This is a genomic window from Paenibacillus sp. 2003 (assembly GCF_031455635.1).
Lineage (GTDB): Bacteria > Bacillota > Bacilli > Paenibacillales > Paenibacillaceae > Paenibacillus > Paenibacillus amylolyticus_B.
Window position 1 is genome coordinate 105,862 of the sequence record NZ_JAVDTB010000009.1, and the last position, 25,748, is coordinate 131,609.

At 45.5% G+C, this 25,748-nt stretch carries 22 protein-coding genes; 20 read left to right on the forward strand and 2 right to left on the reverse strand.

What is annotated here, in order from left to right:
* The first annotated feature begins 73 nt into the window (after positions 1-73).
* The 6 genes from J2X75_RS25710 (at position 74) to J2X75_RS25735 (ending at position 3,705) form a co-directional block, all read left to right on the forward strand.
* A complete protein-coding gene (locus tag J2X75_RS25710; protein ID WP_017692198.1) occupies positions 74-646 on the forward strand; it encodes a DUF420 domain-containing protein in 573 nt (190 codons plus the stop codon).
* Positions 647-719: 73 nt separating this feature from the next.
* Positions 720-1,463, forward strand: coding sequence for a 2,3-diphosphoglycerate-dependent phosphoglycerate mutase (gpmA, locus tag J2X75_RS25715; RefSeq protein WP_076328872.1), 744 nt, complete (start codon positions 720-722; stop codon positions 1,461-1,463).
* Positions 1,464-1,634: 171 nt separating this feature from the next.
* Complete coding sequence (locus J2X75_RS25720) at positions 1,635-1,805, forward strand: hypothetical protein (RefSeq protein WP_310341595.1); 171 nt, start codon at positions 1,635-1,637, stop codon at positions 1,803-1,805.
* A 181-nt stretch (positions 1,806-1,986) separates the two neighbouring features.
* A complete protein-coding gene (locus J2X75_RS25725; RefSeq protein ID WP_310341597.1) occupies positions 1,987-2,895 on the forward strand; it encodes an aldo/keto reductase in 909 nt (302 codons plus the stop codon).
* 85 nt (positions 2,896-2,980) lie between these two features.
* Complete coding sequence (locus J2X75_RS25730; protein WP_017692202.1) at positions 2,981-3,307, forward strand: thioredoxin family protein; 327 nt, start codon at positions 2,981-2,983, stop codon at positions 3,305-3,307.
* A gap of 215 nt (positions 3,308-3,522) precedes the next feature.
* Positions 3,523-3,705, forward strand: coding sequence for a hypothetical protein (locus J2X75_RS25735; protein WP_124118151.1), 183 nt, complete (start codon positions 3,523-3,525; stop codon positions 3,703-3,705).
* 269 nt (positions 3,706-3,974) lie between these two features.
* Here J2X75_RS25735 and bacA read toward each other — a convergent pair whose 3' ends face one another.
* Entirely contained in the window at positions 3,975-4,784 is an 810-nt protein-coding gene (gene bacA / locus J2X75_RS25740; protein ID WP_017692204.1) for an undecaprenyl-diphosphate phosphatase, read from the reverse strand.
* 214 nt (positions 4,785-4,998) lie between these two features.
* On the opposite strand from bacA, the gene J2X75_RS25745 reads away from it, so the two are divergent.
* The 5 genes from J2X75_RS25745 to J2X75_RS25765 all read left to right on the forward strand — a co-directional run bounded on the left by J2X75_RS25745 (position 4,999) and on the right by J2X75_RS25765 (position 8,738).
* Complete coding sequence (locus tag J2X75_RS25745) at positions 4,999-5,631, forward strand: TetR/AcrR family transcriptional regulator (RefSeq protein WP_124118149.1); 633 nt, start codon at positions 4,999-5,001, stop codon at positions 5,629-5,631.
* A gap of 114 nt (positions 5,632-5,745) precedes the next feature.
* The gene (locus J2X75_RS25750; RefSeq protein ID WP_124118148.1) at positions 5,746-6,597 is read left to right on the forward strand and encodes a substrate-binding periplasmic protein; all 852 of its coding nucleotides are present in this window, start codon (positions 5,746-5,748) and stop codon (positions 6,595-6,597) included.
* Positions 6,598-6,629: 32 nt separating this feature from the next.
* A complete protein-coding gene (locus tag J2X75_RS25755) occupies positions 6,630-7,274 on the forward strand; it encodes an amino acid ABC transporter permease (RefSeq protein ID WP_017692207.1) in 645 nt (214 codons plus the stop codon).
* A gap of 16 nt (positions 7,275-7,290) precedes the next feature.
* Positions 7,291-8,037 carry an amino acid ABC transporter ATP-binding protein gene (locus J2X75_RS25760; protein ID WP_047841601.1) on the forward strand — a complete coding sequence of 249 codons (747 nt, stop codon included), beginning with the start codon at positions 7,291-7,293 and terminating at the stop codon, positions 8,035-8,037.
* Between the two features lie 278 nt (positions 8,038-8,315).
* Positions 8,316-8,738 (forward strand): OsmC family protein, encoded by a 423-nt coding sequence (locus J2X75_RS25765; RefSeq protein ID WP_017692209.1) that lies wholly within the window; start codon positions 8,316-8,318, stop codon positions 8,736-8,738.
* Between the two features lie 93 nt (positions 8,739-8,831).
* Here J2X75_RS25765 and J2X75_RS25770 read toward each other — a convergent pair whose 3' ends face one another.
* A complete protein-coding gene (locus J2X75_RS25770; protein WP_310341613.1) occupies positions 8,832-9,443 on the reverse strand; it encodes a TetR/AcrR family transcriptional regulator in 612 nt (203 codons plus the stop codon).
* Positions 9,444-9,586: 143 nt separating this feature from the next.
* On the opposite strand from J2X75_RS25770, the gene J2X75_RS25775 reads away from it, so the two are divergent.
* From J2X75_RS25775 to J2X75_RS25815, 9 genes are all read left to right on the forward strand, one after another.
* Positions 9,587-10,765, forward strand: a complete 1,179-nt coding sequence (locus J2X75_RS25775; RefSeq protein ID WP_310341616.1) for an MFS transporter — start codon at positions 9,587-9,589, stop codon at positions 10,763-10,765.
* A 218-nt stretch (positions 10,766-10,983) separates the two neighbouring features.
* Entirely contained in the window at positions 10,984-12,774 is a 1,791-nt protein-coding gene (locus tag J2X75_RS25780) for a sensor histidine kinase (RefSeq protein ID WP_310341617.1), read from the forward strand.
* Positions 12,767-14,365, forward strand: a complete 1,599-nt coding sequence (locus J2X75_RS25785) for a response regulator transcription factor (RefSeq protein ID WP_307542076.1) — start codon at positions 12,767-12,769, stop codon at positions 14,363-14,365. Before J2X75_RS25780 ends, J2X75_RS25785 begins: the two co-directional genes overlap by 8 nt.
* A 174-nt stretch (positions 14,366-14,539) precedes the next feature.
* Positions 14,540-17,449 (forward strand): glycoside hydrolase family 2 protein, encoded by a 2,910-nt coding sequence (locus J2X75_RS25790; RefSeq protein ID WP_310341623.1) that lies wholly within the window; start codon positions 14,540-14,542, stop codon positions 17,447-17,449.
* Positions 17,450-17,726: 277 nt separating this feature from the next.
* Positions 17,727-18,710, forward strand: coding sequence for an ABC transporter permease (locus J2X75_RS25795; RefSeq protein WP_036606891.1), 984 nt, complete (start codon positions 17,727-17,729; stop codon positions 18,708-18,710).
* Positions 18,711-18,725: 15 nt separating this feature from the next.
* Positions 18,726-19,628 carry a carbohydrate ABC transporter permease gene (locus J2X75_RS25800; RefSeq protein ID WP_036606894.1) on the forward strand — a complete coding sequence of 301 codons (903 nt, stop codon included), beginning with the start codon at positions 18,726-18,728 and terminating at the stop codon, positions 19,626-19,628.
* Positions 19,629-19,814: 186 nt separating this feature from the next.
* Positions 19,815-21,503: an ABC transporter substrate-binding protein gene (locus J2X75_RS25805; protein ID WP_310341627.1), complete on the forward strand. Its 1,689-nt coding sequence runs from the start codon at positions 19,815-19,817 to the stop codon at positions 21,501-21,503.
* A gap of 376 nt (positions 21,504-21,879) precedes the next feature.
* Positions 21,880-23,583 carry an ABC transporter substrate-binding protein gene (locus tag J2X75_RS25810; protein ID WP_124118142.1) on the forward strand — a complete coding sequence of 568 codons (1,704 nt, stop codon included), beginning with the start codon at positions 21,880-21,882 and terminating at the stop codon, positions 23,581-23,583.
* 321 nt (positions 23,584-23,904) lie between these two features.
* Entirely contained in the window at positions 23,905-25,602 is a 1,698-nt protein-coding gene (locus tag J2X75_RS25815; RefSeq protein WP_017692217.1) for an ABC transporter substrate-binding protein, read from the forward strand.
* The last annotated feature ends 146 nt before the right edge of the window (positions 25,603-25,748 follow it).

The following is a 25,748-nucleotide window of genomic DNA, read 5'->3' on the forward strand; positions in this document are numbered from 1 at the left end:
CACTTAACAGCCCGGAATTGCCGAGATATAATGATATAGAACATAGAAGTTAGGATATGAGGAGGATTTTGCATTGGGCAAAAATAACAAAGGGGAACCGAACATTCCATCCCCGACGAGCAATAAAAATTTCGCAGGCATCATTATCACGATTTCCATTCTCGCTAATGTCATTATTTTATTATTGTTCTTCGCACCATCCATTGGTTACAAAGGTGATGTAACCTTTGATATTACGGTGTTGCCGCGGTTTAATGCCGTGTTTAACAGCTTTACCTTCATCTTCCTGCTTGCAGCGCTTATTGCTATTATCAAGCGGAATGTGAAGCTGCACAAACGATTTATTCTTGCTGCATTCTCAACAACACTGTTATTCCTCGTGACCTATCTGACGTTTCATTACCTCTCTCCAGAGACGTCCAAATACGGCGGCGAGGGCATCATTCGTTCCATCTATTTCTTCATTCTGATTACCCATAGTATACTGGCAGCCCTCATTGTTCCATTGGCATTGTTCACACTTGTGTGGGGTTGGACGAATCAATTGAAGAAACACCGTAAAATTGCACGTTGGACTATGCCAATCTGGCTGTACGTCAGTTCTACAGGTGTCGTGGTATATCTCATGATGGCACCATATTATTAATGTTATGAACGTTTCACTGTGCTAATTAGTTTGACTTGCGGGTAATGTTTCCATGGAAGGAGGTTTCACGTTTATGTACAGAGTTGTTTTGATTCGCCATGGACAGAGCATGTGGAATGTAGAGAATCGTTTTACCGGATGGACAGATGTGGATCTGACGACGGATGGTTACGCAGAAGCTCGTAAAGCAGGGAAGATCATGAAGGAACAGGGATTTGATTTTGATTACGCCTATGCATCTGTGCTGAAACGTTCTATCCGAACACTCGATATTGCGCTGGATGAAATGGACCTCATGTGGATTCCCATTACGAAGACTTGGAAGCTGAATGAACGCCATTATGGTGCGTTGCAAGGACTGAACAAACAGCAGACTGCTCTGAAGTATGGGGAAGACCAAGTAAAGGAATGGAGACGATCCGTGAACGTATCTCCCCCGGCACTGGACGAAACCGATGACCGATATGTGCAGGATCTGGACAAGTACAAACGGCTCGGATGCACCATCCCTTTTACGGAGAACCTGATGGATACCTCGAAGCGTGTACTGGAGTACTGGAATGCGGAGATTAAACCGATGGTGTCTGCTGGCAAAAGAGTGCTGATCTCTGCGCATGGAAACACGCTCCGTTCACTCGTCATGCATCTGGACCAATTGTCCGAAGCAGACGTGATGGCGCTCAATATCCCGACAGGCATTCCGCTTGTCTACGAATTGGATGAAGATCTGCATCCCATCGGACACTTTTATCTGACCGCCGATGGTTCGACCTACAAACATGAAGAAATGACCCATGTGGCAACGCCATCTGATTAACGGGTGTGAGCGTTTATGCCTCAAAAGAGCAAGTGAAAGATGACCGCTGAATTTTAATTCGGAGGTCATCTTTTTTTCTGCGATCAAGCCTGCACTTCGTTTCGTTTTGCTCCCACAGGGTAATTGTCAAACAAGACACGATGTACATTTATCCTGAAGGAGGAGAAGCACATGTCTAAAAGAAGAGGATTACTCATGACGGCTATCGGCGCAGGTGTGACTTATCTGATGAGGAACAAACAAGCAAGAGATAAGCTGTTTAGCACGGTCTCGGGTATGATGAAAAGCTCCAATTCGTCCAACGGAACAAGTAAAGCCAGACCACGCGTGGAAGTGAAATAGATTGCGATAGCTCGTTTATCGATTGAATTCAAATGATGATCATGAGAAACCTGGAGATGAAGTCATTCCAGGTTTTTTTTGTGCAATCAAAAGCAATCCCTTGCTTTTGTGTGTAATGCGATTTTTGCCAGCAAGAATGATACAATGGATACTTGCAGAACGTATGGAGGGAGAGGCACATATGAAGAAAAATCGTCTGGGTACATCCGAACTGATGGTGTCTGAGATTGGGCTGGGATGTATGTCACTTGGAACTGAAATGGAGCACGCTGTGGGCCTGGTTCATGAGGCTCTGGATCACGGTGTTAATCTGCTGGATACTGCCGATCTGTACGACGCAGGGCGTAATGAAGAGATTGTAGGACAAGCTATTAAGGGTCGTCGGGACCAAGTCATTGTGGCGACCAAAGTAGGTAATCGTCGTATGCCGGGTAAAGAGGGCTGGTCATGGGACCCGTCCAAAGTCTACATTAAGCAGGCTGTACATGAAAGTCTGAAGCGGTTGCAAACCGATTACATCGATCTGTATCAGCTGCATGGCGGGACCTTGGACGACCCCATCGAAGAGACGATCGAAGCGTTTGAGGAACTAAAGAAGGAAGGACTTATCCGATATTACGGAATTTCCTCCATTCGTCCCAATGTGATTCGGGAGTATGTAAAGAGGGCATCAATCGTCAGTGTGATGAACCAGTACAGCATTGCTGACCGCAGAGCGGAAGAAGAAGTGCTGCCTTTATTGGAACAAAAGGGGATCAGCGTAATTGCCCGTGGGCCCGTAGCTAGCGGAGTGCTTGCCGATTCCGGATCTGCCAAGGCAGACAAAGGTTATCTGGACTATACGCCAGAGCAACTATATATCATTCGGCAAGGGCTAAGTCGTCTTGTTACAGACCAACGCAGTATGGCTCAGACAGCTATTCGCTACGCGTTATCCCATCCTGCCGTAGCAGCAGTTGTCCCTGGTGCCAGTTCAAAAGAACAGTTACTGCACAATATTGCTGCTTCGAATTCGCCTGAACTCACCGCTGCTGAAATTCAGGAAATACGAGAACTCAGTCCCGCTAATCTGTACAAGCAGCATCGTTAACTCTATTAAGCCTATTTTCAATTGTAACCATACGAGGTACAATGAAGATCAGCCAAAAAAGGAACATATAAGGGAGAGAAGACATATGGAAAGAATTCAAAGTGAACAGCAATATTTGGATACAATTAACTCTGATGGTTTTACCGTCATTAAATTTGATACAACCTGGTGTCCGGATTGCAAAAACCTGGATCGTTTTATCGGGGATGTTATCGACCAACATACGGACAAAACCTTCTATGCCCTGGATGCAGAGAAGTTCCAGCCGTTTGCCGAAGAGAATGGTGTACGCGGCATTCCAAGCCTGCTCGTCTTCCAGAACGGCAAGAAAATTGCACATCTGCATAGCAAATGGGCTAAAACACCTGCTCAAATCTCCGAGTATCTGGAGACCCTTGAATCCAAAGTTTAAGTGTACGAAGGCATCAGCAGTTTGTTTAATTTTTAACTTAGCTAAAGAGACCTCTTCTTGTCCTGCGACAGGAAGGGGTTTTTCTGTTTCATTCCAGTCCGCATGATGTGCATTTGAATAACAGAAGTTGAGAACCAACGCTTGTTTAGAATTTGTTCAGTGCTCCCATGTATACTGTGAGAACAAACTGAATATTTGGAGTGAACAAGATCCGTATGAAGAATGAAATTTTTGAAGAAATGCACCAATTAAGTCACAATGATGACCGAAGATACCGATTGTTGATGATCGGGGTGAAGCAATTGCTGCAGGAACAAAAGGAGAATAGATATAATCTGCGTGAGAGATTAAAGAATCGAAAGAAACACCGAAACTTTCAAGTAAAAGAGTGGTATTAGACAGGCTGCTTTTCAGAAGTGAACATAAATATGGTTGTCCATGATACATAGTAAACCTAGTCGGCATCACCAATGATCCAACCCACTAAAGAAGGAAGTAATGAAGAATCAGGCTTCTTCTAATTACGGATATTCCTGTCTTTGAAGCAGCAACAGAATCGTGAAGCAACAGAAACATAATTCAGAATATAAAATATGGCGGCCTCGCTTCCCAAGGGAACGTGAGGCCGCCATTGATTTTGCCTGTCTAATTACTTGAATTGTAATGCTTACATCAAAATAATAAAGAACACGGCTGCCAAGACAAAGCGATACACAGCAAAGACGGTCAGGCTCAATTTTTTCAAAATGGACAGGAACGTCTTGATCGCAAGCATGGCGACGATGAAAGCAGCGATGAATCCAATCGCAAAGATTGGGAAATCACTGCCGTTCAGGTGATCGATACTTTTGTACAGGTCATATCCCGTAGCACCAATCATAATTGGCACAGACACGAGGAATGTGAACTCCGCAGCGGCTACACGGCTTACCCCTGCAAAGAGACCGCCTGAGATCGTTGACCCGGAACGGGAGAAGCCTGGCCACAATGCCAAGATCTGAAATATACCCACCGCGAATGCCTGTTTGTAGGAAATATCATCGACATCATGGGTAGTAATCCGTCCACTCTTCCGGCTCCAGCGTTCGGCCACGATCATCAATATACCACCTATAACGAGACTGTACAGCACTGTTTCCGGACCAAACAAATGTGCTTTGATCCAGTCGCGGAATACAAGTCCGATGACTACGGCAGGAACCATCGCCAGGAAGATATGTCCCAGATTGAGGCGACGGGAGTAAGGTCTGCTCCCTCCGGTGAAGCGGAACATATCAATGAATTTGTTCCAATACAGTACAACAACAGCAAGTACAGCCCCAAGTTGAACAACCACCTCAAACGTTTTGACTGACTCGTTGTCCTCCGATAAACCCAGCAAGTGGGCAGTCAGAATCATGTGTCCAGTAGAGGACACGGGCAAAAACTCAGTCAAACCTTCGATGATGCCCATAATAATGGATGATATAATGTCCAATTCTCTTCCTCCTTGAAATGCAGGTGACAGCACAGGCTGTCCTGCTTGACCATGCCTGTTCATTTGAACAAGGCTATCACCTATTATGATCACAAATGCACTCAACTTCAACTTATGCTTGTAACCATTTGTTTAAAACTATATTGACAAAAACCTAGTTATCCCATAGGATATAACTTAACTGACTGACTGATCAATCGGGAGGGTTACATGAATGACCAAAATTAACGGTTTGGAACCCGGTGAAGAACGCCGGGACCAAATAATACGCATAGCGATGGAGCGTTTTGCAACCCAAGGTTACCATCAAACGAAAATTTCCGATATCGTCCGCGAGGCTGGTGTGGCGCAAGGGACGTTCTACTGGCACTTCAAGAGTAAAGAAGCCATTGCTTCGGAGATTGTTTTAACGGGTAAGGAGGAGTTGCTTGAGGCGATCGGACAAGGGTACCGCAAGGATGCAGGATCGGTAGAAGATATGGTGAAAGCATCGGAAAGGCTGTTCACTGACTTGTTCTTGTTTGCCGCGCAGAATCGCTATTTTATGGAACTGTTGCTCAAAGGCATCGTGACGGAAGAATCCGTACAACGCCTGGTTGAGGAGACACGTAATGCTGTCGAAACTGCGTTTCGTCACAATATGGAACGAGCCATCGAACTCGGCATGTTGCCTAAGGGCATGGATGTACCTCTTCGAGCAGCGTTATTGGTAAGCATGATTGAAGGCATGATATCGCGCTGGTTGTTCGGTTCCGATGAGTTGCACAGCAAATTCTCAGCCATGACAGCTTCATCGCTGGCAGCTGAGGCAGCAAGCTTTGAGTTTTACGGACTGTTAGGCACATAAGATTCACATGATTAAACAAATAGCAGGGAATAATGGGTACAACTGCGGTTTAGTCACAATAAAGTAACCAAATGTACACCCAGATTAATACACGACTGAGAGGAAGTTAACGTAATGAACAAAACATATGGATCGAAAACTCGTAAAGGCTGGTCTTTGACAGCAATTCTGCTGATGACCGTGCTGGTACTTAGTGCTTGTGGAAGTAAAGCAACAGATGGTGGAAGCACAAATGGTGCACAGGCAAGCAATGAATTGGAGCAGATCAAGTCTGCTGGCGTTATCAAAGTGGGCATGATGGGCACATACGCACCTTACAACTTCCTGAACGATAAGAAAGAAATGGACGGCTACGATGCCGATATCGCACGTGAAGTTGCGAAGCGTCTGGGGGTAGAAGTTGAATTTGTATCCCAAGAGTTCTCCGGTCTGACACCAAGTCTGCAAGCCAAAAAGCTGGATGCCATTATCAGCCAGATGACCATTACTGATGATCGTAAGAAAGTACTGGATTTCAGTGATCCGTATATCACGAACCAAGTCAAAATCATTGTGAAAAGTGACAATAACGATATTACCAAGCTGGAAGACTTCAAAGGTAAGACGATTGGCGTAGGTCTGGGTACAAATGATGAATCATATCTGCGTAATGAAGTGTTGCCAAAAGTGGGAGACTTCACCATTAAGACGTATGACGATGTCATCTCTTCACTCAAAGATCTGAATGCTGGGCGGATTGACGCAACAATCAACAATATGTACGCTCTGAAACCGATTGTGGATGCCAATGGCTTTAATATCAAAGCTGTAGGTGAAGCTATTAAGAGTGACCAGGCAGGTATTGCTGTTCGCAAAGATAATCCGGAACTCGTAGCAGCACTGAATGATGCTCTCAAAGGCATGAAAGATGATGGCACGTACAATACCATTTTCAAAAAATGGTTTGGTGAAGAGCCTGCGCAATAATGAACCTGCAAGGCGAAGGGGAGATTTGACCCATGGAACTGGTATTTGAGAATATCCCCTTCTTTCTGAAGGGGGCTTACTATACGCTGTATGTAACTGTGATCTCCATGTTTTTTGCGTTCATCATCGGGGTGCTTGTTGCGATTGCTCGTCTGAAGGGACCGATGTGGCTTAGGTTGATCGCAAGGTTTTATGTATCCATCATGCGGGGAACCCCGCTGCTGGTGCAATTATTCGTTATTTATTACGGATTGGTCGATTATGGAGTGACCTTGGGATCACTCACGGCTGCCTGTCTGGGACTGAGTCTGAATGCAGGTGCGTTTCTCTCAGAGACCTTCCGTGGAGCCATTCAGGCTGTACCAAAAGGACAGACAGAAGCTGCATACGCAACGGGAATGACTCCGGCTCAAGCGATGAGACGGATTATCTTCCCGCAGGCTGTGCGCATTGCGATTCCGCCGATGGGGAACACCTTCATTGGCATGCTGAAGGAAACATCACTTGTGGCGGCCATCGGTGTTACCGAGTTGTTGCGTTCAGCACAGCTACTGGTATCACAATATGCATTGAATATGCCTTTTTATCTGGCCATCGGTGTGATCTACTGGATTATGAGTATCGGCTTCTCGGCCATTCTGGAACAAGTGGAGCGCCGGCTGGCTCGGGCTTACTGATGGGAGGAGAGAACCGATGATTACAACAACCGGACTTACCAAACGTTTTCAGAAAAATGAAGTACTTACGAACATCGATCTTCATGTCGATGCCAAAGATATTGTTGTATTGCTCGGCCCAAGTGGTTCAGGCAAAAGTACCTTGCTGCGCTGTCTGAATGGGCTGGAAGAGTTGTCTGGAGGACAGATTGAAGTGAACGGCATTGTGGTTAACAGTGCAGATCCGCTGCGAGTCCAGCGTGCCCGGGTACTGGAGATTCGTCGCCAGACCGGCATGGTATTCCAGCAATTCAATCTGTATCCGCACAAGACAGTGCTGGGTAATGTGATGGAAGGTCTCGTTACGGTAAAAAAAATCAAGCGTGACGAAGCGGCTGAACGCGGCCGGATTCTTCTGGATCGGGTCGGCTTGTCGGATAAGCAGGATGCGTATCCATCCCGATTGTCTGGTGGACAACAGCAGCGGGTAGCCATTGCACGTGCACTTGCAATGGAGCCGGAAGTGATGCTGTTTGATGAACCCACTTCTGCCCTTGATCCTGAGCTGGTCGGAGAGGTACTTTCCGTCATGAAGGAGCTGGCAGAGGAAGGCATGACGATGCTGGTCGTGACACATGAATTGAAGTTTGCCCGTAATGTGGCGAACAAAATCGTCTTTATGGCGGATGGATCGATTGTGGAAGAGGCAAGTCCACAGGCCTTTTTCGAACAGCCGAAGCAAGAGCGCACCCGTCGTTTCTTGCAGCAGATAACTGAATTTTGATGAAGATAACAGCGATCGGAAGAACGAACGTACCCTGAGCGGGTATTTAAGGTCGTTAACGATATCAGTTCAACTAAATTTTTTGCACAAGAACGGAGAGGACAGAAGAAACCTGAAGAAGCGGAGCGTGCGCCTTTATCCCCTGATTTTTCCCTTGAAGAAGGGAATCAAAAAAATCTGGGGATAACAGCGATCGGAAGGTTATTCTGTCATCGGAGTGGCAAGTGCAAACCTTTTTCGCTTGAACTTAAACTATTGTGAGAAAGAAGGATAACATCATGAATGTAACAACCGTATGGAAAGGCAAACGCGCGTTTACTTCCGAAGGACCCTCTGGCTACGCTGTTGGCATGGATGCCACTGCTGCTTATGGTGGTGACAGCAAGGGAGCTACCCCGATGGAATTGTTACTGGCGGGTCTCGGGGGCTGTATGGGAATCGATATTACAATGATTCTGGATGCTTTCCTGGACAAAATTGAGTCGATTGAGATTGAAGCGCAAGGCACACGCAGTGAAGAGATGCCTAAAGGGTTCACATCCATTGATCTGATCTTCAAAGTCGATGGGGATATCCCGGATTATCGCATCTGGAAAGCCATCCAGATGGCTGAGGAAAAATATTGTGCAGTTTCCGCTTCGCTGAACGCCGATATTCATCCTAAACTGATCCTCAATGGGGTAAGTACACCTCGTCCTTAATAACACACGAGCAGATTCTATACTGAGAGGCACTTCCAATCGTGGGAGTGCCTTTTTTTGCCTTTCTAACCTATCAACAGTTCGTAGGTAAAGTCAGGCTGAATGTTGGGCAAGGTTCCAGATGCCCATGAATTCCGTGATAGCCTGATCGATCGTTGCATGAGGTACACCGTCGCGGGCTTGTGTAGAGATACCTTGCATAAAGGTATCAAATACGGTGGTCAGCATGGCTACATTCGTGGAAGCAGGAATTTCACCGACATCCACAGCACGTTGGATGCAATCCTGCAGACGGTTGCGAGTCAGCTTTCTTTTCTCAGCGGCAATGTCACGGATATGATTGTTTTTGGAAGAACATGTGCTGGCTGACAGCACAATTAAACAGCCAGATGGATGTGTGCTGTCTGTTTGCATTTTTGCGGTACTTCTTAAGGTTGTTTCAATTGCTTCTCTTGGTGACAGCGTGAGATCCGAGAAACTTTCCGTCACACGTCCAAACGTATCCATATATCGTTCTACTGCTTCTTTATACAGCGCTTCTTTGGATTCAAAGGCTGCATAGAAGCTGGCTGCTGAAATATCCCCCATGGCTGCTCGAAGCTGAAGTAGTGAAGTGGCCTCGAAACCTTGCTCCCAAAAGAGCATCATCGCTTGTAATAGGGCTTCATCCCGATCGAAAATTCGCGGACGTCCCGTTCTTGCCATAAGAGTTCCCCCCTCTTTTTTCTTAATTATATATTAATCGATCCAAAAGTCGTTGACAAGGTGAGACAGTCTGAATAATATAAGGAATGATCGATCCATAATTCCATTACTTGTTCTACACTATCTTAAAAGGAGCTGTACAAATGTCGGATATATCTTCTCATCGTTTTCCGTGGCTGGGGTTGCTGGCCCTGGCTATGGCGGGTTTCATAGCCATTATGACCGAAACACTTCCTGCGGGGTTGCTACCGCAAATTAAAGAAGGGCTGCAAATCTCTGAGGCAGGGGCGGGGCAGCTTGTCACCTTTTATGCTGTTGGGTCGCTGGTTGCTGCCATACCTGTGGCGGTGCTGACAAAGGGTTGGCGGCGGCGTCCGCTTTTACTTCTGTCTATTATGGGTTTTCTTGTCTTCAACACCATTACTGCCCTCTCATCAAACTATGTACTGACACTATTCGCCCGTTTCTTGGCCGGTGTTGCAGCAGGTGTCTCCTGGGGCCTAATTGGTGGTTATGCATTACGCATGGTACCTGATCATCTCAAGGGAAGAGGCATGGCTGTGGCTATGATTGGAACGCCGATTGCCTTATCGTTTGGTGTTCCGGCAGGTACACTGCTTGGTTCATTTATGGGCTGGCGCTCAGTGTTCTGGCTGATGTCGTTGCTGGCGTTTGTACTGATTTTCTGGGTGCTCTGGAAAGTACCCGACTATCCTGGGCAGTCAGCGGATAAGCGTATCTCTGTCAAGCAAGTACTGTTCACACCTGGTGTAATACCCATTTTAACTGTCGTTTTGGCCTGGATGTTGGCTCATAATATTTTATACACGTATATTGCTCCTTTTCTCGCCGATGTCGGTTTGGAATCCAAGGTTGGACTCATTTTACTTGTATTTGGTCTGATGGCATTGGTGGGCATCTGGATTACAGGTATTTTCATTGATCGGTGGTTGCGTATGCTGGTTCTCATGAGTCTTGCGGGCTTTGCTTTGATTTCCCTTGTATTAGGTCTTTGGAGTGAGCACGTTGTTGTCGTCTTTGGTTCTGTTGCGCTATGGGGTCTGACATTTGGCGGTGCGGCTACCCTGTTACAGACTGCACTTGCTCAAGCTACTGGGGAACAGGGTGTGGATCTCGTAATGCCGATTAATACAACCGTTTGGAATCTGGCTATTGCCCTTGGGGGAATGGCGGGAGGTGTTCTTCTGAATCAATGGGGAGCTGCATCATTTAACTGGGCCATCTTGGCTTTAACATTGGTGGCATTGATTGTTGCATGGCGTGCCAAAGGATATGGATTTCGCCCATCTAGGAGTCACTAAACTTCTGTCAGCATTAATGATTCGGTAAGCCCGGTCGCCATGTTAATGGCGGCCTCTTTTGTTAGAGGTTAGGCTGGCTTGTTACATGGCAATATATTACCCATTGCAATGACAATCCGAATTCTGGCGGTTATGTGGTATGATTAATTCTGAGGACAGTACATCCTGATCCTGCTGTTTATATGTAAGCGCTTATACAGATGACGGAAGGTGCAGACATGTTTAAAAGGCTGATACGAACCACTAATAATCTCAAATTAAAGCATAAATTGCTCATTTCCTATGTACTGGTTGTCATGATTCCGGTCCTGATTGTTGGTCTTGCTGTGACCAGTTATTTTCGCCAGCAAGCCCTGGACAATGCAATAGGACAGACGATCATCAATGTGGACAAGATCAAGAGCCAGACGGCAACCATGTTACGTGTACCAACCGATATATCCAATCTTTTAATGTTTAATGCGGATCTCAAGGAGATCGTGAATAAGCGGTACAAGAGCATTGTGGAGTTAACCTCAGCTTATCTTGCATACAAAGACTTTCAGGAGTACAGGCGTTTGTACCGTGAGATAGCAGGCATTCGTTTTTACTCAACTAACCCAACATTGATAAACAACCTCGAATTCATCCCGGTAGACAAGCAGACTGAAGAGAGTTATTGGTACCAACAGGCACTGAAAACAACCAGCATCGGGTGGTTCTATATTCCGGACAAGGAAGATAATCCTGTACACAAGCTCAGCCTGGTGCGCAAAGTACCTTTTGCCGAGTATCGGACAGAGGGCGTGTTGATGATTGTGATCAATCAGGATGAGCTGAATGGATTGTTGCGTCAGGAACAGTTTGAGACGATGATTACGGACGAGCAGGGTTATGTGATTGCAGCCAAGAATACCGAGCTCGTAGGTAAAACGCTGGATGAGCTTGATTTTGGTGTCGATCTGCAGAATCAGGCGAAAGGCACCATAGAGGGTGATTTCCGGGGGGAACCATCTAATATTGTTATTGATGAGTTGGGCCCTGGATCGAGTATGAACAGCCTGAAGGTGATTTCTGTTTTTGCCACCAAAAATATCGTCAAAGACGCCAACACCGTCAGCATGATCGGCATGATTTTCATTATCCTTGTGCTGGTTATCGCCCTATTATTTGTATATATCATCTCGTTCCTCACTTCGAACCGATTGCTCCGGCTGAGTAAACATCTCAACAAGCTAGCATTAGGTGACCTGAACGTGACTTCGCGGATTGATGGAAACGATGAGATTGGACAACTATCACGACAGTTCAACTATATGGTGAAAAGTATCAATGAACTCATGACGCAGGTGGTAGAAGCGACAGAACAGAACAATCAATTGGAAATCGCCCAAAAAGAGATTAAACTGAAAATGATGGCGAGCCAGATCAATCCACATTTCTTGTTTAATGCACTGGAGTCCATTCGGATGAAAGCGCATATTAAGGGAGAAGCAGAGATTGCCAACATCGTCAGACTACTGGGCAAGCTGATGCGCAAGAGTCTGGAGATTGGCAGTGGAAAAACAACCTTCCGGGCTGAACTTGAAATGGTACGTTCCTATTTGGAAATTCAAAAATTCCGTTACGGCGACCGCCTTGCATTCCAGATTCATATCGATCCCGAGGTGGAGAAGATGTACATTCCGCCTCTCATTATTCAACCCTTGGTTGAGAATGCGATTGTCCATGGTCTGGAGAACAAAGAGGGTACAGTCCGTGTTCATATAAGTATTCGTTTAGTAGAGAACATTGTGCAGATTCGTGTGGATGACAATGGTGCAGGCATAACGCCAGAACGACTGGCTGAGGTGATGCAGTTTATCTGTGGACCCGAGGAACAGGAGAAGAGCCGGATCGGTATGCGTAATGTACATCAACGCTTAACATTGACGTACGGGGAGCCATATGGATTACAGATTAAGAGTGTATATGGGGAAGGAACAGAGGTTTCTTTCACTTTGCCAGCAGGAGGGGACCAACATGTATAAAGTATTTTTGGTGGATGACGAACCGAGCATACGTGAGGGACTGACAACCATTATTGATTGGGAAAAATACGGATTCCAGGTCATCGCTACAGCTGCCAGCGGGCGTGAGGCTATCTCCCGGTTTGAGGATTTGGAGCCTGATCTGACGATTATTGATATTCGCATGCCTGGTATGACCGGGCTGGATGTTATTGAAGAAGTACGCCGGAATCATCCGGATTCGCACTTTTTGATATTGAGCGGTTATGCAGATTTTGATTATGCCAAGAAAGCCATCAGTTTTGGTGTGGATGGTTATCTGCTCAAACCGGTGGATGAAGATGAGATTATTAGTGAACTGGAGCGGATTGCTACGATCCTGACCCGTGAACGGGAGACAATGGCACGTCAAGCTGGTGAAGATACTGTCTATCTGGAGCACCAGATCGAGGCTTTACTCTTTGACAGTCTGGAGGGTGCAGGCAGTATGGAAGAAGACAGCCTGGGTCTGCACTGGCCTCACTATCAGATCGTGCTGCTTGAGATGCATGCGGCCCCCGATCTGCAACGGGGAAGTGTTATGAAACGCAAACTGATTGAAGCATTTGACCAGAAAGACCGAGGCATCGTATTCTCGTTCCATTCCGGTCTGGGGTTGTTAAGCAAGGAAACAATCACATCCGAGTCATCTGCACGCATTCTTTATGATGAGCTGGAAGGACTTCTGGGAGAATGGGAGGTCCACATGTATGGTGCTGCAGGTGAACCCGTACATTCCACTTCTGAAATTGCGCGGTCATACACGCAGGCGAATCGTACACTCGGTGAACGCTTCTTGTTCACTGAGAAACGCATCATTCTGTGGACTGAAGATAGCGAAGGCAAAGGCGTTGTTAAGCCGGGAGCTGAAGCTGTGGACGGAACACATGAACCAGTTGAGGACGAACTCGCGGACAAGCTGTATTATGCGTTAGACATCCGTAGCAGTGAGTCAGTTATGCGAGTACTGGGTGAGATGGAAGAGCGATTGGTTCCATATCACCGAACAGAGCAAGCGATCAAAACTGCCTTCTCACAGGTGTTCTCCCTAGCGTTCAACAAGCTTGCAGCCACGAATCAACATATGCACTCCATTATGCAGGAACATTCGGTTTTGATTAATGAAGTCTATCATCAATTTACGATGTCTGATCTCAAAGTCATAGCAGCAGAACATTTTAATAGGCTTATTCAACGTATGGGTGGGGGGAGCAAGGATACTGTATTGAAACAGATGATTGAATTTATCCAACGTAACCCTGGCGAAAATCTCAAGCTGGAGGTACTTGCTGAGGTATTTAACTATAACAGCAGTTACTTGGGTAAGTTGTTCAAGAATCATACTGGAGAATATTTCAATGCATTTCTGGACAAGGTTCGTATGGAAAAGGCCAAGGAATTGCTGGACGAAGGACTAAAGGTCCATCAGGTTGCGGCGAGAGTGGGGTATGCAAATGTGGACTACTTCCACGGTAAGTTCAAGAAATATGTAGGGGAATCCCCTTCCGCTTACAAACAGGCTAGAACCCAATCATCAATTAAAGGAACGGCTACGGATATAAACGAGGAATAAGTTGGAGTGCTGGGCCTTGCCCTTGCCTATTGTGTAAAACGTTTTCGGTATTCCTGAGAAATTTCCAGATTCATCATATTGTCCATGCACTTCCCATGATAAGCAATGGTCACGGAATGCTTTACATTTTAGACTGGATTTACAAGAATCCAGATGAAGGGATGGCTATACGATATGAAATTGTCTGATATAGGCGCTGTACGTCATACATTGAACTTAAATGGAACATGGCAGTTTTGTTTGGATCTGGAGTCCGATAAACTCGTTGAACAAGAGATATCACCGCCTTCACAGTGTGAAAATACATCATGGGAGACCATTCAGATTCCCGGTTCATGGGAAGAGCAAGGATACGGAGATGAGCCTGAATACGAAAGGCTCGATACCTGGACCAAGGTACGCGAATATGAAGGCTCAGCCTGGTATGCTCAGGATGTTCATGTTCCATCAGACGATCCCGGATGCCACTATGTATTCAGATTGGAAGGTGTCCGATGGACAACGAATCTCTGGATCAATGGACAGTATGCCGGGCAGCAGGATAGTCTGGTGAATCAACAGAAGTGGGATGTTACCTCTCTGGTGAAGCAGGGAGAAGTGAATCGTGTGGAGTTCCGCGTGGATAATACGATGAAACTTCCGCTGGCGGGTAGCCATATTCATTCATTGCATACGGCTACAGCCTGGGGTGGAATCACGGGTGGTGTTTATCTGGACAGTCTGCCCCCATGCCGATTACAGACGTTACGTATTCAACCAGATGCTGAAAACGGAACCATTCTGGTTGATTGTACTGTAAGCGCTCCCGCAAATGAATCAGTTAGATCGATGCAATTACATGTGGATATCCAGCATCCGGACGGCACATGGCTTGATCGATATAGTTGTAATGTAAATCTGAGTGTTCTAGCACATGTGGATATAAGCTCAGCAGGTTTAACTGAAAGCAACGCTTTAATAGAACAGTGGCGATTGGAACTTGGAACAGAGAAGTCTATTGCAAGATGGTCGGATGAATCCCCTGAATTATACAAGGCTGTGATCCGTCTGCATGACGGTGAACAGGAACTGGATCGGCTGGAGCAATCATTTGGTGTACGCTCCTTTGCAGCAAATGGGAAGCAGCTTGAGTTAAATGGAACACCGGTGTATCTGCGCGGGTACGTCGATTGCTGTATTTTTCCACTGACGGGTTATCCCGTATGGGACAAGGAGCACTATCTTCAGCAGTTTCGAGTCGCCAGATCGTATGGCTTCAATCATGTCCGACTGCATGGGTGGAGCGCGCCGGAGCCTTTCTGGGATGCTGCTGATGAAGCGGGCATGCTGGTACAGGCAGAACTTCCCCATTGGTCTCGTTTCTTTGAGCAATCGGATCAGTCTGCGCCAGCTGAAGTATTGTCCTATCTGACACAAGAACTGGATGGGTTGCTTCAGTCGCTGCATAGACATCCTTCATTCGTCATGTTCTCCATGGGGAATGAACTCATTGGTCCGAATGGCCATCCTGAACTTAATGCATGGGTATCGAGGGCAAGGGATATGGACCCTACCCGGTTATATACGGACAATACAGGTTTTGGACAGCTTCCGGCGCAAGGGAGGGAAGGTGATTATTATATTCAGTCGTTGAACTGGCATCCCCCGTTGGAATCCGCGTATTCTGCTGTGCCGGATACCACGCTGGACTATGGTGCAGTCACCCGGCTTGCGGAGCTTCCCGTCATTGGGCACGAACATGCACAGTATACCATGTATGTGCGGCCCCAAGAGCGAGCCAAGTATACTGGAGTATTGCGTCCTAGCTGGTTACGACCGATCGAAGAATCGTTAACAAACAAAGGCATGATGGAGGACCTGGAGCATTTTCAACAGGTCAGTGGTACCCATCTGGTACGTTCCTTAAAAGAAGCCATGGAGCGAATTCGGCGAACACCGGACGCTGCGGGCGTACAGCTTCTGGACATTCGTGATTTTCCAGGGCAGGGACATGCTACGACGGGCATTCTGGATGTATTTTGGGATGACAAAGGCATTACAACACCAGAAGAATTCATGCGTTTCAACGCAGATGTGGTGCTGTTGTTAAGCTGCAAGGAGCGTACATTTTACGCCGGAGAACCCATTCATGTCGATGTACGCATCTCTCACTACGGTAAGGAGCCGCTTGAGGACGCGGTCATTCAGTGGAGGTTAATAAGCGATGATGTGATACTTACTGAAGGGGCATGGAAGACCGGAGATATCCAATGTGGGTCTGTCATGTCACTGGGAAGCATCGTCGCTACCGCTCCTCATGAAGGGGCAGCAGCTTTTCGGATCGAAGCGGAGCTGATATCAGGCGATTTGGACAGAACTGTAGCGAATGTATGGCATGGCTGGTCGTTTCCTTTTTATCTGTCTCATCCGGGTTCGAATCGGTTCTGGAATACCGTGGCAGAGATGAAGCCATTCCTGGGTGAAGCGCATGATGATTGCGTAGATCGAATCGATGGATTTCAGTTGTTGAAAAATCGGGAGATTGACTTGGTTATCGTTCAGTCGTTAACACCAAATGTCGTTGATTATGTGGTCAACGGGGGGAGTGTTTGGCTACAGCCAACCGCAGAAGGGTTATATGATTCAGTGGAGACCAAGTATCTGCCTGTATTCTGGAATTACCTGATGTTTGCTACACAGCCTGGTGCAACGATGGGCATGTATTTGAGAAAACAGCTAGCACTACTAGGCTCCTTCCCGCATGATGGAGCTTCGGACTGGCATTGGTATCACTTGGTGAACGGTACACCAGCGATATGTTTGGATACGTTGCCCGGGGTGGAACCGCTGATCGAAGTGGTGGACCATTTCCATCGGGCCAAACGACTGGCTTATGCCTTTGAGGCAAAAGTAGGGAAGGGCAAGATTCTGATATCCTCACTTCCGTTTGCCAATCTGGCTTTAATGAAGCGTCCGGAAGCCGCCTACTTATTTCAGGAGATACTTGCGTATCTGAATGGAGATCAATTCCGTCCAGCAACCTCCATATCAGTAGCGCAATTACTCGGGATCGTTAAACTGCAAACCATTCAGTTTACATTGTAATCAGAGGGACCCGAAAGGGTCCTTTTTGTATGCCATGTAATTGAAGAAAACGATTACTATAAAACGTTTTCGATATTTACCACTTTAGATATTATTTACCTTTATATTGCTTTTAATGCATCTAAAGGTTGAATTTATCACTGATTTTAACGAATTAATGTCTGATTATATATGCCTATATCTAATTTTTATATGATTTTCTCTAAAATCCAGATGGTATTTTGAAAACGCTCTATCGAGTATGATTATTTTATAAAACAGAGGAGGGGGAACGGAGATGGAAACGCTAACAAAAAAATCCGCTTCCGCGAACAGAAGCAGTGACCCCAAACCGCCTTTAAAGAATCGGCGGAACGGAATTTGGGACAGAATGAAACAGCAGAAATATCTCTATCTCATGTCATTGCCATTCGTAGCTTGGGTTTTCGTATTTAACTATCTGCCACTATGGGGATGGACGATGGCTTTCCAAAATTATAAACCTGCCAGATCGTTTGGTGATCAAGAGTGGGTTGGTTTTAAACACTTTGTAGAGCTGTTCAGTGATGATCGTTTCTATCTGGTACTTCGTAATACGCTTGCAATGAGCTTGATGGGACTAGTTGTCGGTTTTATCGTACCGATATTCTTCGCTATTCTCCTGAATGAAATGAGAGGCATGTTCTTCAAACGTGCCGTGCAAACGGTATCATATCTGCCTCACTTTGTATCCTGGGTTGTTGTAGCCGGGATCATTACGAAGATGCTCTCCACCGATGGAGGGATTATCAATGATCTATTGGTAGGGCTGAACATTATCGACCAGCCGATCCAATTCATGGCCAAGGGGAACTTGTTCTGGTACATTGTAACCGCTTCAGATATGTGGAAGGAAACCGGTTGGAATGCCATCATCTATCTGGCGGCGATTACAGGTATCGACAATGAGCTGTATGAAGCTTCCCGTGTAGATGGAGCCAACCGCTGGAGACAGATGTGGCATATTACGCTGCCTGGCATACGGACCACGATTTCCGTACTTTTCATCATGTCAATTGGACATCTTATCAGTATCGGTTTCGAGAAGCAGTTCTTGCTTGGCAACAGTCTGGTCACAGACTACTCGGAAGTACTTGATCTATACGCGCTCAATTATGGTTTGAATATGGGACGATTCTCGTATGGTACAGCCATAGGTATATTCAACTCCGTTGTCAGTATCATCCTTCTGTTTACTGCGAACGGCTTGTTCAAAAAATTCACTAAAGAAAGCATCATGTAGGGAGGGGACGACATTATGGCGAACAAAGCATTCAATGCTACTCGGGGCGATAAACTGTTCGATATATTCAACATCCTCGCGATGACCATGGTGCTGGTTGTAACACTTTATCCATTCCTTAACGTACTAGCCATCTCACTCAATAACTCGACAGATACAGTACGTGGCGGAATTTACTTGTGGCCTCGCGAATTCACTTTACAGAACTACAAAACGATTTTCCAATATGATGGATTGTTACAAGGTTTGCAGATCTCCATTCTGCGTACACTTGTAGGTACCGTGCTCGGATTGATCAGTTCATCCATGATCGCCTTTACACTGAGCAGACCTGATTTTGGACTTAGAAAATTTGTTTCCACAACGCTCGCGCTCACGATGTATTTCTCCGGTGGTCTGATTCCGGTGTACATTCTGATGCGTGACTTGAATCTGATCGGTACATTCTGGGTATATGTATTGCCTGGCATGATCAGTGCATTTAACGTGTTCATCATCCGTTCATTCATTGATGGCCTGCCATACTCATTGCAGGAATCCGCGAAGCTGGACGGAGCGAATGACTTTACAATCTATTACAGAATCATCTTGCCACTGTGTAAACCAGTGCTTGCTACCATCGCATTGTTCCTGGCTGTAGGTCAATGGAATGCGTGGTTCGATACGTACCTGTATAATGGTTCAAAGGCACATTTGACCACGCTCCAATATGAGCTGATGAAAGTATTGCAAAGTACACAGCAGGGCTCAGGTGCTGGACGAAATGCCAATGATATGGCGCAGCAAATGACACAGATTTCACCGGAATCGATCAAAATGGCGATTACAATCGTTGTAACGGTTCCAATCCTCATTGTATATCCATTCCTTCAGAAGTACTTTGTTGGTGGTATGACACTGGGCGCAGTAAAAGGTTAAACAATTGGGTACAGGCTGCCAAATAGAGCGGCCGTACATCTACAAATGAAGCATCAGGATACCCGAAGCGCAGCCATTTGGTCTGCGCTTCACCGTATAGGGCTGCGGTGTGGTATTCATGAAGCTATAGACAGGGACAAAAAAGTCCCGGACAAACAGACATATGAAACAGGGAGGATTACCATTATGGCAAGTTCCAAAATGAAGATTGCACTGGCACCAGTGCTTGCAATGTCTTTACTCGCAGGTTGCGGTGGAGGAAGCGGCAGTGATACGTCGTTCAAGGATACAAGCGCAGAGACAACTCCACTTACTTTTGATTTCTTCAGCGTTGACCCCAGTCCGAACTGGAATGGCATGAAGGATGAAGTAGGTAAAGTCCTTACGGAAAAAACAGGGATAACCCTTAACGGTGAATTTGCCGTTAGTGGTGGTCAAGATAAAATATCCTTAATGGCGGCGAGTGGAGACTATCCGGATATCGTCTCCCCCAAAGGAGAACTCAGCAAACTGGTGGATGCCGGAGCAATGCTCGATCTGACAGATCTGATCGACCAATATGCTCCCAATCTGAAGAAGCTGTATGGTAATTACATGGACCGGTTGAAATACAGTAATGAGGATCAGGCTATTTATGTGCTGCCAACGTATTATGCGGTAGACCAAAAATACTTTGATGCAGGTGGTGGATTTGGCATTCAGCACCGTGTACTGAAAGAACTCGGATACCCGGAAGTGCGTACACTTGAGGATTACGAGAATGTATTGAAGGCGTACAAAGAGAAACACCCAACAATTGATGGTCAGCCAACGATCCCGTTAACACTGGACGCGGATGATTGGAGAATCATGATTACCGTAACGAACCCTGCCTTCCAGGCAACAGGAGCTCCGGATGACGGTGAATACTACATCGATCCAGAGACATATGAAGCAAGTCTGCATTACAAACGTCCAGAGGAAAAAGAGTACTTCCGCTGGTTGAACCATATGTACAATGAGGGACTGCTTGATCAGGACAGCTTCATCCAGAAAACAGACCAATACAAATCCAAAATTGCAAGTGGACGTGTTCTGGGTGTCATTGACCAGGATTGGGGTTATTCCGATGCAGAAAATGCACTGAAATCTGCGGGCAAGGATGAAGCAACGTATTCACACTTCCCGGTAACCCTGTCCAAGGATATCAAGGATCATGCCTACCAAGACCCTGGTTTTGTATCCGGTTGGGGTGTAGGGATTACAACATCGAATCCTGACCCGGTTCGTACGATCAAATTCTTCGATTATCTGGCTTCTGAAGAAGGGCAAGTGCTGATGAACTGGGGAATTGAGGGCAAACAGTATGAAGTGAAGGACGGCAAACGTGTCATTCCTGCCGACATTCTGGATCAGAAAACCAATAATGCAGCCGTATTCCAGAAAGAAACGGGTATTGGACTGTACACCAATATGTCCGGTCACTATGGAGACGGTGTGAAGGATTCAACGGATAACTACTACACTACGAATTTCCCTGAACAGATCGTGGCAGCATATTCCGATGCAGAGAAAGAAACACTTAAAGCTTACGGTGCTACGACGTGGAAAGATCTGTTCCCGAGTGAAGACGAGTTCCCAATCAAACCATGGGGAGCAGCATACAATCTGCCAACACCAGGTGACTCCAACTACAACGTCATCTTCAAGAAAACACAGGATATCATTCGGAAACGTATCCCGGAAGCCATTCTGAGTACTCCTGAACAGTTTGATGCGATCTATGACGGCATGATTGCAGAAGTGAACCAAGCAGGAGCAGAGGATATGGAGAAACAGTATACAGAACTCGTTCAAAACCGTGTTCAATTGTGGAGCGGTGAAGAGGCTAAATAAATGATTAGCAATTCAAATCTAAAACGAAAAAGAACCCAGAATATCTGGGTTCTTTTTTTATCTAAAACGTTTTCTAAAAAACGTTTTCAATTTTATAAATTCACTATTGACAAGGGATATAGGAGCGATTATTATTCAAGTATGAAAGCACTTACATTTGCTTGTGTATCACGTGACAGACACCTGATTCTCAAAGTAAATACTTGCGGGAATGAAGAGGAAAAAGGTAAGAGAAGAACATTTTTTATTTTTAAGAAAACGCTTCTAATGTTATAAAAACAAGAAAATTACATTTGTTTCATCTGGTCACGGTATGTGCAGGTCAGCCTGTTATACAAATATACAGCTTCATTAATATCCATAAGGGGGATTACACATGAAGGGCAAAACACCAAAAACATTCGCAATGCTTCTGTTAGCCAGTGCACTTGCAATTACAGCAGGATGCAGCGGCAGTGGAGGAGGAACTAACGCTTCAGAGAAACCGGTTGATTCCGGAGATACAACCAGTCCAGTGACCTTTACATTCTTTGGTGCAGACGCGAGTCCGAACTGGAATAACATGAAGGATGCTGTCGGTCAAGAGATTACTAAGGCAACGGGAGTTACAATTGAAGCTGAGTATGATGTGAATAATGGTGGTGACCAAAAGATTCCTTTGATGGCTGCCAGTGGTGATTACCCTGATATTATCTATCCTAAAGGCAACTTGTCTAAGCTTGTGGATGCAGGCGCGATGCTGGACCTGACCGATCTAATTGAGGAGCATGCTCCCAATTTGAAAAAAATCTATGGTGATCAGATGAACCGTCTGAAATACAGTTTGGAAGATCAAGCCATTTACACGATCCCGACTAATATGGGTGTAGATAACGTTGCGTTTGATGCTACGGGCGGATTCGAAATTCAACAAAGAGTATTGAAAGAGCTCGGCTACCCTGAAGTAAAAACGCTTGAGGACTACGAGAACGTACTGAGAACGTATTATGAAAAACATCCAACAATTGATGGGCAACCGACTATTCCGTTAACATTGAATGCAGATGACTGGAAAATTATGATTACGGTAACGAACCCTGCATTCCAAGCTACGGGTGGACCGGATGACGGTGAGTATTATATCAACCCAGAGACGTATGAAGCCGTTCTACACTACAAACGTCCTGAAGAAAAGGAATATTTCCGTTGGTTGAACAAAATGTACAATGAGGGTCTGCTTGATAAAGATACATTTGTTCAAAAGGATGACCAATACAAATCCAAAATTGCCAGTGGCCGTGTACTTGGTCTAATTGACCAGGAGTGGAACTATGGTGAGGCGGAGAATGCTTTGAAATCATCTAACGGTGGCGACAAAACATATGCCCACTTCTCCGTATCCCTGAACAAGGATATTGTGGATCATACGTTCCAACCGACAGGATTTGACGGTTATGGTATCGGAATCACAACTTCGGCCAAAGATCCGGTACGTATTATCAAATTCATGGATTGGCTTGCTTCCGATGAAGGTCAGGTCCTGAGAAACTGGGGTGTTGAAGGCCAACATTACCAAGTCGAGAATGGGAAACGCATCATTCCGGCTGACGTACAAGATCGCAAAACCAATGATAACTCTGCTTTTACCAAAGAATCAGGCGTAGGCATGTATAACGTATTTAGCGCCAGATACGGTGATGGTGTGAAAGATGCCACAGATAACTATTACACAACGAATTTCCCTGAACAGATTCAAGCAGGTTACACTGCAGCTGAGAAGGAAACGTTGAAAGCCTATGGTATTACAACTTGGAAAGATTTCTATCCTTCCGAAGATGATCTGAAGCTGAAAGATTGGGGCGCAGCATACAACATGCCTGTACCATCTGACACGGATTACAACGTAACGTTCCAGAAAACACAGGATATCGTACGTAAACGTATTCCAGAGGCGATCCTTGCCAAACCTGAGAACTTCGACAGCGTATATGATGGTCTTCTTGCTGAACTCGATAAAGCGGGTGCAGTAGAGATGGAGAAACAATACACGGTTTGGATCAAGGAACGTGTAGCTCTCTGGACTGGAAAAGATGTGAAATAAGCTTGAAAACCAAGCAAGAATGCTATTGATTTTCATAGCGAAAAAAGCCCTTGAGAAAGGGCTTTTTTTATTGTTGACGTAAGGTGTTGGATAGCCTATAATCTATCATGTAAGCACTTTCAGTAAGCGGTTTATTCCATTTCCGAAAACGTTTTACGTCTGTTAGAAGAAGAATCTTTCTTTTTGCAGAATCGAAACGTCAGCTTTAGTAAACACGTCGGAATGAACGGTACCGAACGCGCATTCAAAAAAAGTGGTATCCTCAGGCATAAAGCCTGTTATACAGATAAAACCTTCATAAATAATAGGGGGAACTAGACAATGAGAGGCAAAATGAAAGGCAATACACCCAAGACGTTTGCAATGTTGATGCTCGCAAGTGCAATGTTGGTTACAGCTGGCTGCGGAAATTCGGGAACCAAAGAGACTTCGGAGTCCAGCGGAACCGAACCGATCACAGTCACATTCTTCGGGGCGGATGCTAGTCCAACCTGGAATAAGATGCAAGATGCTGTTGGTAAAAAGATCACGGAGCAAACAGGCGTTACAATTGAAGCAGAGTATGATGTAAACGATGGTGGTAACCAGAAGATTGCGCTAATGGCTGCCAGTGGTGACTTTCCTGATATGATCTACCCTAAAGGTAACTTATCTAAGCTTGTGGATGCAGGCGCGATGCTGGATCTCACGGATCTGATTGAGGAGCATGCTCCCAATCTGAAAAAAATCTATGGAGAACAGATGAACCGTTTGAAATACAGTTTGGAAGATCAGGCGATATATACGATTCCTACCAATATGGGTGTCGATAATGTTACGTTTGACGCTACAGGTGGATTTGAAATTCAGCAAAGAGTATTGAAAGAGCTCGGATACCCTGAAGTGAAGACACTTGAGGATTACGAGAATGTACTCAGAGCCTATTATGAAAAACATCCAACCATTGATGGTCAACCAACTATTCCATTGACATTAAATGCAGATGATTGGAAGATCATGATCACGGTAACGAATCCAGCTTTCCAGGCAACAGGTGCACCGGATGATGGTGAATATTACATTGACCCTGAAACGTATGAAGCAAAACTGCACTACAAACGTCCAGAGGAAAGAGAATATTTCCGCTGGTTGAATAAAATGTACAATGAAGGCCTACTGGACAAAGATGCATTTGTTCAAAAGGATGACCAATACAAGTCCAAAATTGCCAGTGGCCGTGTCCTCGGTCTGATTGACCAAGAGTGGAACTATCAAGAAGCGGAGAACGCGCTAAAATCATCGGGTAAGGATGATGCCACATACGCTCACTTCTCTGTATCACTTAACGATGAGATTGTGGATCACACGTTCCAACCAGCCGGATTTGACGGTTATGGCATCGGGATTACAACTTCGGCCAAAGATCCAGTACGTATCATCAAATTCATGGATTGGCTTGCTTCCGATGAAGGACAAGTTCTGAGAAACTGGGGTATCGAAGGTGAACATTACAACGTAGAAGATGGTAAACGCGTGATTCCAGATGACGTTCAGGACCGCAAAACGAATGACAACTCTAATTTCAGTAAGGAAACAGGAATTGGGATGTACAACGTATTTAGTGCAAGATACGGTGATGGTGTAAAAGATTCAACGGATAACTACTACACAACCAACTTCCCTGAACAGATTGTAGCTGGTTACACGGCTGCAGAGAAAGAAACGCTGAAAGCTTACGGTATCACGACTTGGAAAGAGTTTTATCCGGCTGAAGAAGATCTGCCAGTTAAGGATTGGGGCGCAGCGTATAACATGTCCGTACCTTCCGGTACAGATTATGAAGTAACTTTCCAGAAAACGCAGGATATCATCCGTAAACGGATTCCGGAAGCTGTTCTGACTACACCAGCAAACTTTGATGCAACCTATGATGCTTTACTGGCTGATTTGGACAAAGCGGGTGCAGTTGAAATGGAGAAACAATTTACGGTTTGGGTTAAAGAACGTGTCTCTCTGTGGACAGGAAAAGATGTAAAATAATATGGATTGTCTGTGATCCATGGTTACTCAAGGAAAGGGCCCTATATGGGGCCTTTTTTTGTGGAATGATGTGATGATTTGCATTGACGCAAATTTTGAAATCACATATAATTTTATTATTGTAAGCACTTACCGAAAACGTTTTA

What these genes read in the sequence shown, in the direction of transcription:
- gpmA (WP_076328872.1), top strand. Translation starts at nt 720, where the DNA reads ATGTACAGAGTTGTTTTGATTCGCCATGGACAGAGCATGTGGAATGTA.
- J2X75_RS25720 (WP_310341595.1), top strand. Translation starts at nt 1,635, where the DNA reads ATGTCTAAAAGAAGAGGATTACTCATGACGGCTATCGGCGCAGGTGTG.
- J2X75_RS25725 (WP_310341597.1), top strand. Translation starts at nt 1,987, where the DNA reads ATGAAGAAAAATCGTCTGGGTACATCCGAACTGATGGTGTCTGAGATT.
- J2X75_RS25730 (WP_017692202.1), top strand. Translation starts at nt 2,981, where the DNA reads ATGGAAAGAATTCAAAGTGAACAGCAATATTTGGATACAATTAACTCT.
- J2X75_RS25735 (WP_124118151.1), top strand. Translation starts at nt 3,523, where the DNA reads ATGAAGAATGAAATTTTTGAAGAAATGCACCAATTAAGTCACAATGAT.
- J2X75_RS25745 (WP_124118149.1), top strand. Translation starts at nt 4,999, where the DNA reads ATGACCAAAATTAACGGTTTGGAACCCGGTGAAGAACGCCGGGACCAA.
- J2X75_RS25750 (WP_124118148.1), top strand. Translation starts at nt 5,746, where the DNA reads ATGAACAAAACATATGGATCGAAAACTCGTAAAGGCTGGTCTTTGACA.
- J2X75_RS25755 (WP_017692207.1), top strand. Translation starts at nt 6,630, where the DNA reads ATGGAACTGGTATTTGAGAATATCCCCTTCTTTCTGAAGGGGGCTTAC.
- J2X75_RS25760 (WP_047841601.1), top strand. Translation starts at nt 7,291, where the DNA reads ATGATTACAACAACCGGACTTACCAAACGTTTTCAGAAAAATGAAGTA.
- J2X75_RS25765 (WP_017692209.1), top strand. Translation starts at nt 8,316, where the DNA reads ATGAATGTAACAACCGTATGGAAAGGCAAACGCGCGTTTACTTCCGAA.
- J2X75_RS25770 (WP_310341613.1), bottom strand. Translation starts at nt 9,443, where the DNA reads ATGGCAAGAACGGGACGTCCGCGAATTTTCGATCGGGATGAAGCCCTA.
- J2X75_RS25775 (WP_310341616.1), top strand. Translation starts at nt 9,587, where the DNA reads ATGTCGGATATATCTTCTCATCGTTTTCCGTGGCTGGGGTTGCTGGCC.
- J2X75_RS25780 (WP_310341617.1), top strand. Translation starts at nt 10,984, where the DNA reads ATGTTTAAAAGGCTGATACGAACCACTAATAATCTCAAATTAAAGCAT.
- J2X75_RS25785 (WP_307542076.1), top strand. Translation starts at nt 12,767, where the DNA reads ATGTATAAAGTATTTTTGGTGGATGACGAACCGAGCATACGTGAGGGA.
- J2X75_RS25790 (WP_310341623.1), top strand. Translation starts at nt 14,540, where the DNA reads ATGAAATTGTCTGATATAGGCGCTGTACGTCATACATTGAACTTAAAT.
- J2X75_RS25795 (WP_036606891.1), top strand. Translation starts at nt 17,727, where the DNA reads ATGGAAACGCTAACAAAAAAATCCGCTTCCGCGAACAGAAGCAGTGAC.
- J2X75_RS25800 (WP_036606894.1), top strand. Translation starts at nt 18,726, where the DNA reads ATGGCGAACAAAGCATTCAATGCTACTCGGGGCGATAAACTGTTCGAT.
- J2X75_RS25805 (WP_310341627.1), top strand. Translation starts at nt 19,815, where the DNA reads ATGGCAAGTTCCAAAATGAAGATTGCACTGGCACCAGTGCTTGCAATG.
- J2X75_RS25810 (WP_124118142.1), top strand. Translation starts at nt 21,880, where the DNA reads ATGAAGGGCAAAACACCAAAAACATTCGCAATGCTTCTGTTAGCCAGT.
- J2X75_RS25815 (WP_017692217.1), top strand. Translation starts at nt 23,905, where the DNA reads ATGAGAGGCAAAATGAAAGGCAATACACCCAAGACGTTTGCAATGTTG.